The 13,018-nt window shown below is 67.1% G+C and carries 13 protein-coding genes; 3 read left to right on the top strand and 10 right to left on the bottom strand.

Going from position 1 to position 13,018, the window contains the following annotated elements; all coding sequences use genetic code 11:
- Positions 1-21 precede the first annotated feature (21 nt).
- The 4 genes from FA740_RS11070 to FA740_RS11055 form a co-directional block, all read right to left on the bottom strand.
- Positions 22-372 carry a hypothetical protein gene (locus tag FA740_RS11070; RefSeq protein ID WP_136856835.1) on the bottom strand — a complete coding sequence of 117 codons (351 nt, stop codon included), beginning with the start codon at positions 370-372 and terminating at the stop codon, positions 22-24.
- A gap of 42 nt (positions 373-414) precedes the next feature.
- Positions 415-1,668 carry a urate hydroxylase PuuD gene (locus FA740_RS11065; RefSeq protein WP_420873144.1) on the bottom strand — a complete coding sequence of 418 codons (1,254 nt, stop codon included), beginning with the start codon at positions 1,666-1,668 and terminating at the stop codon, positions 415-417.
- Position 1,669: 1 nt separating this feature from the next.
- On the bottom strand, positions 1,670-2,023 hold the full coding sequence (gene uraH / locus FA740_RS11060; RefSeq protein WP_136856834.1) for a hydroxyisourate hydrolase: 354 nt from the start codon (positions 2,021-2,023) through the stop codon (positions 1,670-1,672).
- A gap of 179 nt (positions 2,024-2,202) precedes the next feature.
- Positions 2,203-3,657 carry a uracil-xanthine permease family protein gene (locus tag FA740_RS11055; RefSeq protein ID WP_136856833.1) on the bottom strand — a complete coding sequence of 485 codons (1,455 nt, stop codon included), beginning with the start codon at positions 3,655-3,657 and terminating at the stop codon, positions 2,203-2,205.
- Between the two features lie 315 nt (positions 3,658-3,972).
- Between FA740_RS11055 and bhcR the strand changes: the two genes are divergently transcribed.
- Positions 3,973-4,773 (top strand): HTH-type transcriptional regulator BhcR, encoded by an 801-nt coding sequence (gene bhcR / locus FA740_RS11050; RefSeq protein ID WP_136856832.1) that lies wholly within the window; start codon positions 3,973-3,975, stop codon positions 4,771-4,773.
- A gap of 6 nt (positions 4,774-4,779) precedes the next feature.
- Here bhcR and FA740_RS11045 read toward each other — a convergent pair whose 3' ends face one another.
- Positions 4,780-6,081 carry an NCS2 family permease gene (locus FA740_RS11045; RefSeq protein WP_136856831.1) on the bottom strand — a complete coding sequence of 434 codons (1,302 nt, stop codon included), beginning with the start codon at positions 6,079-6,081 and terminating at the stop codon, positions 4,780-4,782.
- 196 nt (positions 6,082-6,277) lie between these two features.
- On the opposite strand from FA740_RS11045, the gene puuE reads away from it, so the two are divergent.
- Both puuE and FA740_RS11035 read left to right on the top strand, forming a co-directional pair.
- Positions 6,278-7,684 (top strand): allantoinase PuuE, encoded by a 1,407-nt coding sequence (gene puuE, locus FA740_RS11040; RefSeq protein WP_136856830.1) that lies wholly within the window; start codon positions 6,278-6,280, stop codon positions 7,682-7,684.
- A gap of 119 nt (positions 7,685-7,803) precedes the next feature.
- The gene (locus FA740_RS11035; RefSeq protein WP_246053597.1) at positions 7,804-8,580 is read left to right on the top strand and encodes a bifunctional allantoicase/(S)-ureidoglycine aminohydrolase; all 777 of its coding nucleotides are present in this window, start codon (positions 7,804-7,806) and stop codon (positions 8,578-8,580) included.
- A gap of 15 nt (positions 8,581-8,595) precedes the next feature.
- Here the strand turns inward: FA740_RS11035 and FA740_RS11030 are convergent, their stop codons facing one another.
- The 5 genes from FA740_RS11030 to FA740_RS11010 all read right to left on the bottom strand — a co-directional run bounded on the left by FA740_RS11030 (position 8,596) and on the right by FA740_RS11010 (position 12,994).
- A complete protein-coding gene (locus FA740_RS11030) occupies positions 8,596-8,928 on the bottom strand; it encodes a DUF3140 domain-containing protein (protein WP_136856828.1) in 333 nt (110 codons plus the stop codon).
- A gap of 50 nt (positions 8,929-8,978) precedes the next feature.
- Positions 8,979-9,881, bottom strand: coding sequence for a DMT family transporter (locus FA740_RS11025; protein WP_246053588.1), 903 nt, complete (start codon positions 9,879-9,881; stop codon positions 8,979-8,981).
- A 60-nt stretch (positions 9,882-9,941) separates the two neighbouring features.
- On the bottom strand, positions 9,942-10,685 hold the full coding sequence (locus FA740_RS11020) for a YebC/PmpR family DNA-binding transcriptional regulator (RefSeq protein WP_136856827.1): 744 nt from the start codon (positions 10,683-10,685) through the stop codon (positions 9,942-9,944).
- 155 nt (positions 10,686-10,840) lie between these two features.
- Positions 10,841-11,068: a hypothetical protein gene (locus FA740_RS11015; RefSeq protein WP_136856826.1), complete on the bottom strand. Its 228-nt coding sequence runs from the start codon at positions 11,066-11,068 to the stop codon at positions 10,841-10,843.
- Positions 11,069-11,209: 141 nt separating this feature from the next.
- Positions 11,210-12,994 carry an SLC13 family permease gene (locus FA740_RS11010; protein ID WP_136856825.1) on the bottom strand — a complete coding sequence of 595 codons (1,785 nt, stop codon included), beginning with the start codon at positions 12,992-12,994 and terminating at the stop codon, positions 11,210-11,212.
- Positions 12,995-13,018 lie beyond the last annotated feature (24 nt).

Below are 13,018 nucleotides of genomic sequence, written 5' to 3'. Positions count from 1 at the left end.
AAACGGTTCGGGAACGGCCTGTCAGGCCAGGGGCGGCGCGCGGGCATGGCCCGTGCCGGGCGCCTCGGCCGCGCGCCACAGATCGCGGCCTGCGGGGCGCGGGGGCTGACCGGTCAGCCGCAGCCACAGGGGCTGCGCCAGGGGTGCGGTGCCGTCGGAGGGTGCGACAAGCAGGCAGGGCGCGTCATGCCCCTGCACCGGCGCGGGCCGCTCATCGGGGGACAGCGTGATCGTCTGCATCCCGTGGCCGGTGCAGATCACCACCACCCGGTCATCGACCAGCCCAAGCTGCGCCAGCGCCGCCGAGGATTTCGGCAACACCACGCCAAGGATCACCCCCAGCAGCAGGAACAGGCGCAAAGCGGTCAGCATCGCCCGCCTGTTAGCGCGCGCAGCAGCGCCTGTCAGCCGAAATCACAGCCCCGCGACGCCCAAGGGGCCGACCTGGCGGAACCAGCGCAGGATGGCGTCACGTTCGGCATCCTCCATGCCGGTGATGTTGGCGGGCGGCATCGCGTCGGTCAGCCCCGCTTGCAGATAGACCTGGTGCGCGGCGCGGGCGATGTCGGCGGGCGTCTCCAGCAGGACGCCCTTGGGGGCCACGCGGATGCCGTCCCAGACCGGCTCTCGGGCATGGCACATGGAGCAGCGGCCGATCACGGCCTGACTGGCCTCCTCGAACCCCGGCGCTTGGGCAAAGCGCGCCTCGACCGGGGTCAGGGGGCGGGCCATCGATTCCTCATAGCTGTCCTGGTTCATGCCCAGGGCCGACAGCCACATGACCCCGATGAACAGCATCACGGTGACGGCCCAGGTCCACCACTGATACCCCTTGCGGGCATGCATCGTGTTGAAGAAATGCCGGATCGTCACCCCCATCAGAAAGATCAGCGCCGCGATCAGCCAGTTGTACTGGCTGGCAAAGGCCAGCGGATAGTGGTTCGACAGCATCAGGAAGATCACCGGCAGCGTCAGATAGTTGTTGTGCGTCGAGCGCAGCTTGGCGATCTTGCCGTATTTCGGATCGGGCGCGCGCCCGGCCTTGAGGTCACCCACCACGATGCGCTGGTTCGGCATGATGATCAGGAACACGTTGGCGGTCATGATCGTCGCCGTGAACGCCCCCAGATGCAGCAGCGCCGCACGGCCCGTGAAGATCTGGTCATAGGCCCAGCCCATCGCCACCAGCGCCAGGAACAGCAGCCCCATCAGCACCGTCGGTCGGTTGCCCAAGGGCGACTTGCACAGCCCGTCATAGATCAGCCAGCCCACCGCCAGCGACCCGCCCGAAATCGCGATCGCCTGCCAGATCGCCAGATCCGCCTTGGACGGCTCGATCAGATAGAGGTTCGCCCCCGCCCAATAGGTGACCATCAGCAGCGCGGCACCCGAAAGCCAGGTGGCATAGCTCTCCCATTTGAACCAGGTCAGATGCTCGGGCATCCGCTCGGGCGCGACCAGGTATTTCTGGATGTGGTAAAAGCCCCCGCCATGGACCTGCCATTCCTCACCATGTGCGCCCTTGGGCATGCCGGGCGCCTTCTGCAGACCCAGATCCAGCGCAATGAAATAGAAGGACGACCCGATCCAGGCGATGGCCGTGATCACATGCAGCCAGCGGATGGCAAAGGACAGGAATTCCCACAGGATGGCGGTTTCCGGGATCATCTCAGCTGCCCCGATAGGTCGAATAGCCGAAGGGAGAGACCAGCAGCGGCACGTGATAATGATCGTGCTGGGACATGCCGAACCGGATCGGGATCACGTCCAGAAAGCGCGGGCTCTCGGCCGCGATGCCCGTCGCGTCCATCCAAGCCCCGGCGTGGAACTCCAGCTCATAGGTGCCGGTCGTGAACTCCGCCTCGGGCAGGATCTGCGCATCGGTACGCCCGTCCGCATTGGTCACCATCCGCGCCAGCTCGGTTCGCACGCCGCCCTCCAGACAGAACAGCACCACCTCCATGCCGGCGGCGGGCGCGCCGCGCGCGGTGTCCAGAACATGGGTCGTCAGAAATCCGGGCATCACATCCCCCCTCTTGTCGCTTTCCACCCTGATACCCGATCCCGCACCCCCTTCGAGCCGCAAGCCTCGCAAGGCAGTCTTAAGATTTCGTGAATAATCCCCCGCACCCACAGCCCGTCCCGGCCCCGCCGGGACGGGAGACCAGGCGCAAGGGCGGCCCCGGCCGCCCTTGCGCCTGGTCAGCGGTCGCGCAGGCCCGCGCCATGGCCCGACAACCCGCCGCTGACCTCCTCGGTGGCCTCCGCCGCCAGCTCCTGCGGCAGCACCAGGTTCAGCACGATGGCGATCAGCGCGGCGGGCAGGATGCCCGACGCCCCCAGCACCCGCAGCGTCTCGGGCAGGTGCTGCAGCGCGTCGACGCCGCCGGGCGCGGTGCCCATCGCCTCCAGCTGCAGCCCCAGGCCCACCGACAGCGCGACCGCAAAGATCACCATGTTGCGCCGGTTCCAGATCACGTCCGACAGCATGGAGATACCCGCCGCGACCACCATGCCGAACATCACGATCACGCCTCCGCCCAGAACCTCGATGGGAATGGTGCGGATCAGCCCGCCGATCTTGGGGACCAGCCCGCACAGGATCAGAAAGACCGCGCCGATGGTCACCACATGGCGGCTCATGACGCCGGTCATGGCGATCAGGCCGACATTCTGGCTGAAGGACGTGTTGGGCAGCCCCCCGAACACCCCCGCCACGGCGGTGCCGAAGCCGTCGGCATAGGTCGCGCCCTCGATCTCGCGGTCGGTGGCCTCGCGGCCCGCGCCGCCCTTGGTGATGCCCGACACGTCGCCCACCGTCTCGACGGCGGACACAAAGGCCATCAGGCAGAACCCGATGATCGCCGCGAAGGAAATCTCCCACCCGTACTTGAACGGCATGGGCAGCGCGAAAGCCGCTGCCTGCGACCAAGACCCGGTGATCGCCCCGACCGGCAGCTTGCCGGTCAGCAGGCAATAGACATAGCCCGCCGCAATCCCCACCAGCACCGCCGAAATCGACAGCATCCCGCGCGCAAAGAACTTCAGCCCCAGGGTCACGACGATCACCACCAGCGCCGCAGACCAGCTGGCCCAGCTGCCATAGGCATCCGACCCCTGCGCCTTCAGCGGCACGCCGCCCGCCGCATATTCGATGCCCACCTTGACCAGCGCCAGACCGATCATCAGCACCACCAGCCCCGTCACCAGCGGCGGCAGCGCGAACCGGATGCGCCCAATCACCGTGCCCAGGGCGGCATGGAACAGCCCCCCGATCAGCACGCCCGTGAACAGGGCGGCCAGCCCGTCCACCCCCTTGCCCGCCACCAACGGGATCATGATCGGGATGAAGGCGAAGGACGTCCCCTGCACGATGGGCAGCGCCGCGCCCACCCGCCCGATGGTGACGGTCTGGAACAGCGTGGCCACCCCCGCGAACAGCATCGACATCTGGATCAGATACAGCATCTCGGGGAAATCGGCGCTGTTGGACCCGAACCCGAACCCCGCCGCCCCCGCCACGATGATCGCGGGCGTGACGTTCGCCACGAACATGGCCAGCACATGCTGGATGCCCAGAGGCACCGCCGACCACAAAGGCGGCAGATAGTTCGGGTCGCGCAATTGCTCGGGCGTGCCGATGCGTGAGATGGTCATGATGTCCCCCTGTTCTGTCGGTCCCACCGGACCCTTTGCCCCGCAGCGTGACCCCAAGGGCCCCCACGGCAAAGCTCATTCTGCGCTGCGGCATCGGCCCGCCCCGGGATTGCCCAAGGTTCGGGCACAGGCCGCGGCCCAGTCTCCCCGGGTGCAGCCTGACACAGCCCCGGGGTTGCGACAAACATTCTGGAACTCGTTTCCAATTCGTCCGATAAGGACGCATGCGGGCCGATCTGCGATTTCGCCGGCATTTCCGCAACCCGGGCGCGATTTTCGCCCATCGCGCAAGACGCCATCAACGGAGGCGCTAAAATGGCCGACCCGACCCGCAAGCGCGGACGCCCCCGCAAGACCCTGCCCGACGCCCCCGGCACGGTGCAGGCGCTGGACCGGGCGCTGGACCTGCTGGATCTGCTGGCCGCACACCCGGGGCTGACCCTGTCCGAGGTCGCGGACCGCGCGGGCCAGCCCCCCTCCAGCGTGCACCGCGTGCTGCACACGCTGGCCACGCGCGGCATGGTGGAAAGCGATCCGTCCACCCAGGCCTGGAACATCGGCCCGCAGGCGTTCCGGTTGGGGTCGGCCTTCATGCGCCGGTCGGGGCTGGTGGAACGCGCCCGCCCGATCATGCGCGCCCTGATGGAGCACACCGGAGAGACCGCGAACCTGGGCATCCTGCAGGGCGATTCCGTGCTGTTTCTGAGCCAGGTCGAGACGACCGAGACGATCCGCGCCTTCTTTCCGCCCGGCACGCGATCGCCCCTGCATGCCTCGGGCATCGGCAAGGCGCTGCTGGCGTTCCGACCCGACAGCGTCGCGGGTCTGGGTCCGCTTGCGCGCTTCACCGACACCACGCTGACCGACCGCGACGCGCTGGAGGCGGACCTGGCCCGCATCCGCCATCGCGGGTTCTCCTTCGACGATGAGGAGCGCACCCGCGGCATGCGCTGCATCGCGGCCCCCGTGTTCGACCTGTCCGGAGAGGCCATCGCCGGCATCTCGGTCAGCGGGCCGACGAACCGGATCGGGGCCGAACACGTCAAGACCCTGGGCGCCGTGGTGGCCGCCGCCGCGGCCGCCCTCTCCGAAGCCCTGGGTGGCCGGGCGGCCTGATCCGTCCTAATGCGCGCCGAACAGCGCGAATTTGGCCGTGAACAGCGCGGCGATGATCCAGGTCGCGGCGTGAACCTCTCGCGCGCGGCCGGTCAGCAGCTTGATCACCGCATAGCTGATAAAGCCGAAGGCCAGCCCGTTCGCGATGGAATAGGTCAGCGGCATGGCAATCGCCGTCAGGACCGAAGGCGCGGCCTCGGTCACGTCGTCCCAGGTGACCTCCGACAGCTCTCGTACCATCAGCGTCGCGACATAGAGCAGCGCGGGCGCGGTCGCATAGGCGGGCACGGCGCCTGCCAGGGGCGCAAAGAACATCGCGGCCAGGAACAGCACGCCCACGACCACCGCGGTCAGGCCCGTGCGGCCCCCCGCCTGCACGCCCGACGCGCTTTCCACATAGGCGGTCGTCGACGAGGTGCCCAGCATCGCGCCCGCGGTGATCGCCGTCGAATCGGCCATCAGCGCGCGGCCCAGGTTCTTGTTGGTATGCGTCGGCCCCTCGGTCAGCAGGCCCGCGCGCTTGGCCACGCCGATCAGCGTGCCGGTGGCGTCAAAGACCTCGACCAGCACCATGACCAGCACCACCTGCACGATGCCAAAGGTCAGCGCGCCCAGCAGGTCCATCTGCAGAAAGGTCGGCGCGATCGACGGCGGCATCGACACCACGCCCCCGAACTGGCTGACGCCAAGGGCGATCGAGACGACCGTGACCGCCAGGATGCCGATCAGGATCGCCCCGGTCACGCGCAGCGCGTCCAGCGCCACGATCACGAAGAACCCGCCGATGGTCAGCAGCGCACCCGCCTGCGTCAGATCCCCCAGGGCCACCAGCGTGGCCGGGTTGCCGACGACGATCCCCGATGATTGCAGCGCGATGATCGCGAGGAACAGCCCGATCCCCGCCGCGATGGCGCTGCGCATCGAAGCCGGGATCCCCGAGATCAGCCAGCGCCGGATGCCCGTCACCGACAGGAATAGAAAGATCAGGCCGCTGATAAAGACCGCGCCCAGAGCCTGTTGCCAGGTGAACCCCATCATCCCCACGACGGTGAAGGCAAAGAACGCGTTCAGCCCCATGCCCGGCGCCATGCCGATGGGCCAGTTGGCCCAGAACCCCATGATCAGCGACCCCACCGCCGCCGCCAGACAGGTCGCCACGAACACCGCGTTGCGGTCCATGCCGGTGGTGGACAGGATGTCCGGGTTGACGAAGATGATATAGGCCATGGTCAGGAAGGTGGTGATGCCCGCGATCACCTCGGTCCGGATGCTGGTGCCTTTGGCGGCAAGATCGAAATAACGTTCCATGAAGTCCCCCTTGGCCGCGACACTGGGCGGTGGGGCGCAGTGCCGCAATCGCCACCGGCGCGCAAGTCTTTCAATGCCTCATTGAAAGACACCCTGATTGTCGCGCAATCCTTGATACAGAATTCGGGCCCTGCCCGCTTGCCCTTGGGCCGCGGGCGGGCTTTGCTGACGCAACGACAGGCACAAGGGGACCCCGATGCGATACAGCCGCGACCTGACCGGATATGGCCAGACCACCCCCGATCCCCGCTGGCCGGGCGGCGCCCGCATCGCCGTCCAGATCGTCCTGAACTATGAGGAGGGCGGCGAGAACAGCATCGAACACGGCGACCCCTCCTCCGAGGCGTTCCTGTCCGAGATCATTGGCGCGCAGCCCTGGCCCGGCCAGCGGCACTGGAACATGGAATCGATCTATGATTACGGCGCGCGGTCGGGCTTTTGGCGGATGCATCGCCTGCTGAAAGACCTGCCCATCACCGTCTATGGCGTGGCAACCGCGCTGGAGCGCAGCCCCGAACAGGTCGCCGCCATGCAGGAGGCCCGGTGGGAGATCGCGACCCACGGCCTGAAATGGATCGACTATCGCAACGTCCCGCGCGAGGTCGAGGCCGATCACATCGCCCAGGCCGTGGCCCTGCACACCGCGATCACCGGAGAGCGGCCGCGCGGCTTCTATCAGGGGCGCACGTCGATGAACACGGTGGCCCTGGGCTGCGAAGAGGGCGGGTTCGAATACCTGGCCGACACCATCGCGGATGAACTGCCCTATTGGCATGTCCATGAGGGCCGCCCGCAGCTGATGGTGCCCTATACGATGGACGCCAACGACATGCGCTTTTCCAGCGGTCAGGGGTTCGGCACGGGGACCGATTTCTTCGACTATCTGCGCGACAGCTTTGACATGCTCTATGCCGAAGGGGTGGCGGGTGCGCCCAAGATGATGTCGGTGGGCCTGCATTGCCGCCTGGCCGGGCGTCCCGGTCGCGCGATGGCGATCCAGCGCTTCCTGGACCATGCGCGCAGCCATGAGGGCGTCTGGTTCGCCAGCCGCCTTGACATCGCGCGCCATTGGGCAACCGAACATCCGTATCGCGCGCGCCTGCGCCCCTCGCAGATGGACCGTGAGGCGTTCGTGGCGCGCTTTGGTAGCGTCTATGAACATTCGCCCTTCATCGCGGAACGGGTCTGGGACGCGGAAATGGGCGCGGTCCATGACACGCCGGGCGGTCTGGCCGGTCGCATGGCGCAGATCTTTCGCGCATCGGGCGACGACGAACGTCTGGGCATTCTGCAGGCCCATCCCGACCTGGCGGGCAAGCTGGCGCAGGCGAAACGCCTGACCGCCGACAGCACCGCCGAACAGGCCAGCGCCGGTCTGGATGCGCTGACCGACGGGGAACGCGCCGAATTCACCCGCCTGAACGACGCCTATGTCGCCAAGCATGGCTTTCCCTTCATCATCGCGGTCCGCGACCATGACAAGGCGGGCATCCTATCGGCCATGCAGACCCGCCTGGACAACCCCACCCCGCTTGAGCGCGCCACAGCCGAGGCGCAGGTCATCCGCATCGCCACCCTCCGCCTGAAAGAGATCCTGACATGACCGAGACCGGCCCCGCGGGCGCCCCCACCGGCGACATCGCCCCGCTGCCCACAGACGACGCGACCGCGCCGCGCATCCGCTATGCCGGGCCCGTGGCGGGCCTGCCGCCGCAGACGGGCATGACCACCGACACGGCGGTCTTTACCGACGCCTACGCGGTGATCCCGCGAACGGTGATGCGCGACATCGTCACCAGCTATCTGCCCGGCTGGCAGGGGATGCGGTTCTGGATGCTGGCCCGACCGCTGACCGGGTTCGCTGAAACCTTCAGCCAGTATATCGTCGAACTGGCCGAGGGCGGCGGCAGCGACACCCCCGATGACGACCCGGAAATCCAGCACGCGATCTTTGTCACCGGCGGCGACATGCAGGTGGTGATCGACGGCACCGAACATCTGCTGACGCCCGGCGGGTTCGCCTATATCCCCCCCGGCACGCCCTGGCAGATCCGAAACCGCACCGCCGGTCCCGCAGGCTTTCACTGGTGGCGCAAACGGTGGCAGCCCTTTGCCGGCACCGACAAACCCGAGCCCATCGTGGTGCAGGAGCAGGACATCGCCCCGTCCATGATGCCCGACACGGATGGGGCCTGGGGCACGACGCGCTTCATGGACCCGGCCGATCTGCGCCACGACATGCACATCACCGTGGTGACGTTCAAACCCGGCGGCTCGATCCCCTTTGCAGAAACGCATGTGATGGAACACGGCCTGTTCGTGCTGGAGGGCAAGGCCGTCTATCGCCTGAACCGCGATTGGGTCGAGGTCGGCCCCGGCGATTACATGTGGCTGCGCGCCTTCTGCCCGCAGGCCTGCTATGCCGGCGGTCCGGGGCCGTTCCGCTATCTGCTGTACAAGGACGTGAACCGGCACGCGACGCTGTGGCCGAACCGCTGAACGCGGGGGCCGCGATCACTTCAGCGGATCGTGGCCCCAGTTCATCAACGAATAGCGCCAGTCGCTGTGTTCCTTGTCCTTGGCCGGGCCGCCCTGCGCCAGGTGGCGCTTGATGTAACCTGCGACCTTGGCCATATGCGCCCAGTCATCCTGGGTCAGGTCGGCCTTTTTCTTATCCTTGATGCGCAGGATGTGGCGGCCCGACTTGTGGCCGGTGCTTTCGCCCTGCCCGCCCGTGTCGCCGACGGACTTGCTCTCATCGGTGTCCAGCCAGTCCTTCAGCGCGGACGGGGCCATGTTGACCAGCGTCTGCCAGTCGTCCCAGATCTGTTCCTGCGATGCCATCATGTCCTCCGGTGTCCGGGGCGAACACCCGGACCGGGGACAGGGTTCCGGCCTCAGATCTTGGTCGCGCTGACCGGCGGGGTCACGGTGCGGGCGCGCACCCGCGCCTCGCGCCAGGTGATATAGCTGATCGCCCCGATCATCAGGCCGCCGCCCAGCATCACCCACCCGTCCAGCGGTTCGTGAAAGACGAACACCCCGACCAGGCTGGCCCAGACCAGCTGCAGGAAGGTCACCGGCTGCGTCACCGTCAGCGGGGCCGCGGCAAAGGCCCGGGTCATCGTGTAATGGCCCGCCGTGGCAAAGACCGCGACCAGCGCCAGCCAGGCCAGCTGCGCCATGGTCGGCGGCACCCATTGCGCCAAGGCCGTTGGCGCCAGCCCCACCGACACGGTCAGCGACATCATCGCCACGACCACCGATGCGGGCACCTTGCCCGACAGCTGCTTGGCCACCAGATAGGAGGCCCCGAACGCGACCGAGGCCAGCACCTGCGACAGATGCCCCGGGTCCAGCTCCCGCAGCCCCGGGCGCAGCACGATCAGCGCGCCCAGCAGGGCCACGCCCACGGCCATGATGCGCCGGGCGGCCAGACGCTCGCCCAGAAACAGGGCCGCGCCGATGGTCACGATGATGGGGTTCAGAAAGCCGATGGCCGTGACCTCGGCCACGGTGATGCGCGACATGGCATAGAACCACGCCACCACCGCCACGACATGCAGCGCCGCACGCAGGGCGAACAGCCGCCAGATCGGCGCCGGAAACCCGCCCCGCAGGGCGCCGACGATGACCGGCGCCAGAAAGACCAGCCCGAACAGGAACCGGATGAACGCCGCCTGAGAGGCTGGCAGCGCCCCCTCCAGGCTGCGTACGATGGTGTTGACGGCGACAAAGCACAGCCCCGTCGCTAGCATCCAGCCTATGCCGATCAGGTCGCGGCGGGTTTCAGCTTCCATTTGCATCATCTGCAAATGCCGCCTTTCGCCGCCGCGCGCAAGACCCATCGGACCCAGAGGTCACAGCTGCGCCGCGACCTCTTCCGAGATGTCGAAATTGCCGGTGACGGTCTGCACGTCGTCGTCATCCTCCAGCGTGTCGATCAGGCGCATCAGCTTTTGCGCGGTCTCCAGATCGGTGACCTCGGTCGGGGCCTGCGGCTTCCAGATCAGCTTGGTGCTGTCGGCCTCGCCCAAGGACGCCTCCAGCGCGCTGGACACCTCGTTCAGCGCGGTGTCGGCGCAATAGATCCAGTGGCCCTCGTCGTCGGATTCGACGTCATCGGCACCCGCCTCAAGCGCGGCCATCATGACGGTGTCGGCATCGCCCGCGCTTGCGGGATAGACGATCTCTCCGACGCGGTCGAACATGAAGCTGACCGAGCCGGTCTGGCCCATGTCGCCGCCCGCCTTGGTGAAATAGCTGCGCACGTTGGACGCGGTGCGGTTGCGGTTGTCGGTCATCGCCTCGACCACCAGCGCGATTCCGTTGGGGCCGTAACCCTCATAGCGGATCTCGTCATAGCTCTCGGCATCGCCGCCCTGCGACTTCTTGATGGCGCGGTCGATCACGTCCTTGGGGACGGATTTGACTTTGGCCTCCTTGACGGCCATGCGCAGGCGGGGGTTCTTTTCGGGATCGGGGTCGCCCATCTTCGCGGCGACGGTGATTTCCTTGGCCAGCTTGGAGAACAGCTTGGAGCGCAGCTTGTCCTGCCGCCCCTTGCGGTGCTGGATGTTGGCCCATTTGGAATGGCCTGCCATGTCGGGTCGTCCTTCGGCTTGCGGAATATACACGGGTCTGGCGCGCTTTTAGTCCAGCCCGCCACCCCATCGCAAGACGAACCCGACACCGTGGCCCCAAACGCAAAACGCGGCCCCGGGGGCCGCGCGTGCGTCGTCCATCGATATCCGCAGCCTTACAGCGCGGCGGCGCCGCCCAGAATGCGACGAACCTCGCCCTCGCGGGTCAGACCCTTGGCGGACAGTTCCTCGTCCGAGATCTGGCTCAGGCGGTTCAGCGCGCGCATCTGCGGGCTTGCCTCGGCCAGCATGATCATGAATCGGCCGACGGCGCGGAACGGAGCCAGCAGCGACGCGGCCGAAAAGCCGGTGGTCTTGGTGTGAACAGAAGCGATGGTCGCCATGTGGAAACTCCTTGCGTGTGACAAAGCCGTTCCCTCCCCTGCACCCTAGATCGGGGTTTCGGGTCCAAATCACAACCGCTGATGCTGCATGGCAGCATTGCAGACAGGTCAACCGCGCTGACCTGCCTGCGGCGGGTCGCCTCAGGGCGTCAGCGGCCAGATCAGCGGGATCAGCAGCGACGCCACCACCGCCATCAGCAGGTTCAGCGGCAGGCCGATCTTGATGAAATCGGCAAAGCGATAGCCGCCCGGCCCATAGACCAGCGTGTTGGTCTGATAGCCGATGGGCGTGGCAAAGCTGGCGCTGGCGCCCATCATCACCGCCACGACCAGCGGGCGCGGATCGACCCCAAGTGTCACGCCCAGGCTGATCGCCACCGGCGTCAGGATCACGGCGACGGCGTTGTTGGTCACCGTTTCGGTCAGGGTGGTCGCCAGCAGATAGACCGCCAGCACCAGCGCCCAGGGCGGCAGCGTGGTCATCCAGGGCGCGACCTTGTTCACGATCAGCTGCACCGCGCCGCTGCTTTCCAGACCCGCGCCGACGGCCAGCATCGCAAAGATCAGCGCCATCAGGCGGCCGTCGACAAAGGACAGCGCCTCGTCCGCGTCGATGCAGCGCGTGCCCAGCACCACCGCGACCCCGATGAAGGCCAGCAGCAGGATCGGCGCGATCTCCAGCGCGGACAGGATCACCACGCCCAGCAGGACGGCGACCACGATGGGCGCGTGCTTGCGCCGGAAGGCCCGGTCCGAGGGGGCGTTGACCTCGACCATATCCATGTCGGCGGCCAGGCGCTGGATGTCGGCGGTGGCCCCCTCCAGCAGCAGCGTGTCGCCCACCCGCACCACCAGATCGTCCAGCTGGCGGCCGATGTTCTGGTTCTTGCGGTGCGCGGCCAGCACATAGACGCCATAGCGCCGCCGCAGGCGCATCGAGCCCAAGGACCGCCCGATCAGGTGGCAGCCCGGCGTGATCAGCACCTCGACCGTCGACGTCTCGACCGAGGACAGCTTGTCGACCATGCGCAGGTCCTTGTGGGTCTGCAGGCCCAGAACCTCGGACATGGGGGTGCGCAGCACCACGCGGTCGCCCTGCTCCAGCCGCACCCCGGCCAGATCGCGCCGCAGCGAGGCGTCGCCGCGCAGCACGTCGATGACGCGGGCATTGTCGCGGGCAAAGATGTCCACCTCCTCCAGGGTCTTGCCCTCAAGGGCCGACCCTTCGGGGATCGCGACCTCGGTGAAGAACTTCATCTTGGTGCGACCGGACAGCAGCTGCGACATGGAATCGCGGTCGGGCAGCAGGCGCGGCGCAAAGATCAGCAGATAGACGACGCCCACGATGGCCATGGGCAGGCCGACCCAGGTGATCTCGAAGATGGTGAAATGCTCCATCCCCTGGGCGCGGGCGACGCCGTCCACCAGCAGGTTGGTCGATGTGCCGATCAGCGTCATGGTGCCGCCCAGGATCGACAGATAGGACAGCGGGATCAACAGCTTGGACGGCGATTTTCCCATCTCTTTGGCCAGCTGCATGAAGATCGGCATCATCACCACCACCAGCGGCGTGTTGTTGACGAATGCCGACATGACGCAGACCACGCAGGACACCAGCCCCAGGGTCAGGATCGGATGCGCGCTGGCATGGCGCGCGGCGCGCTGGCCGATCCAGTCCAGCGCCCCGGTCCGCACCAGCCCGCCCACGATGATGAACATGAACGCGATCGTCCAGGGCGCCGAATTCGACAGCACCCCGGCGATCGAACTGGTGTCCAGGATGCCCAGGGACAGCAGCACCACCGCCCCGATGATCGCCGTGACCTCGGGGGGGTAGGTTTCCCGGATGAAAAGGGTCAGCATCGCAATGATGATGAAGATGGTGACGACCGCGCTGGTCATCCCGGTCAGTTCAAATCCGAACATTCACGTCTCGATCCTGGCACGGCG

It is taken from the genome of Paracoccus hibiscisoli, from assembly GCF_005048265.1.
Taxonomy (GTDB): Bacteria; Pseudomonadota; Alphaproteobacteria; order Rhodobacterales; family Rhodobacteraceae; genus Paracoccus; species Paracoccus hibiscisoli.
This window is presented reverse-complemented; position numbering and strand designations above follow the sequence as displayed.

What these genes read in the sequence shown, in the direction of transcription:
- FA740_RS11065 (WP_420873144.1), bottom strand. Translation starts at nt 1,668, where the DNA reads ATGATCCCGGAAACCGCCATCCTGTGGGAATTCCTGTCCTTTGCCATC.
- FA740_RS11045 (WP_136856831.1), bottom strand. Translation starts at nt 6,081, where the DNA reads ATGGAACGTTATTTCGATCTTGCCGCCAAAGGCACCAGCATCCGGACC.
- FA740_RS11020 (WP_136856827.1), bottom strand. Translation starts at nt 10,685, where the DNA reads ATGGCAGGCCATTCCAAATGGGCCAACATCCAGCACCGCAAGGGGCGG.
- FA740_RS11025 (WP_246053588.1), bottom strand. Translation starts at nt 9,881, where the DNA reads ATGGAAGCTGAAACCCGCCGCGACCTGATCGGCATAGGCTGGATGCTA.
- FA740_RS11010 (WP_136856825.1), bottom strand. Translation starts at nt 12,994, where the DNA reads ATGTTCGGATTTGAACTGACCGGGATGACCAGCGCGGTCGTCACCATC.
- puuE (WP_136856830.1), top strand. Translation starts at nt 6,278, where the DNA reads ATGCGATACAGCCGCGACCTGACCGGATATGGCCAGACCACCCCCGAT.
- bhcR (WP_136856832.1), top strand. Translation starts at nt 3,973, where the DNA reads ATGGCCGACCCGACCCGCAAGCGCGGACGCCCCCGCAAGACCCTGCCC.
- FA740_RS11035 (WP_246053597.1), top strand. Translation starts at nt 7,804, where the DNA reads ATGACCACCGACACGGCGGTCTTTACCGACGCCTACGCGGTGATCCCG.
- FA740_RS11070 (WP_136856835.1), bottom strand. Translation starts at nt 372, where the DNA reads ATGCTGACCGCTTTGCGCCTGTTCCTGCTGCTGGGGGTGATCCTTGGC.
- uraH (WP_136856834.1), bottom strand. Translation starts at nt 2,023, where the DNA reads ATGCCCGGATTTCTGACGACCCATGTTCTGGACACCGCGCGCGGCGCG.
- FA740_RS11015 (WP_136856826.1), bottom strand. Translation starts at nt 11,068, where the DNA reads ATGGCGACCATCGCTTCTGTTCACACCAAGACCACCGGCTTTTCGGCC.
- FA740_RS11055 (WP_136856833.1), bottom strand. Translation starts at nt 3,657, where the DNA reads ATGACCATCTCACGCATCGGCACGCCCGAGCAATTGCGCGACCCGAAC.
- FA740_RS11030 (WP_136856828.1), bottom strand. Translation starts at nt 8,928, where the DNA reads ATGATGGCATCGCAGGAACAGATCTGGGACGACTGGCAGACGCTGGTC.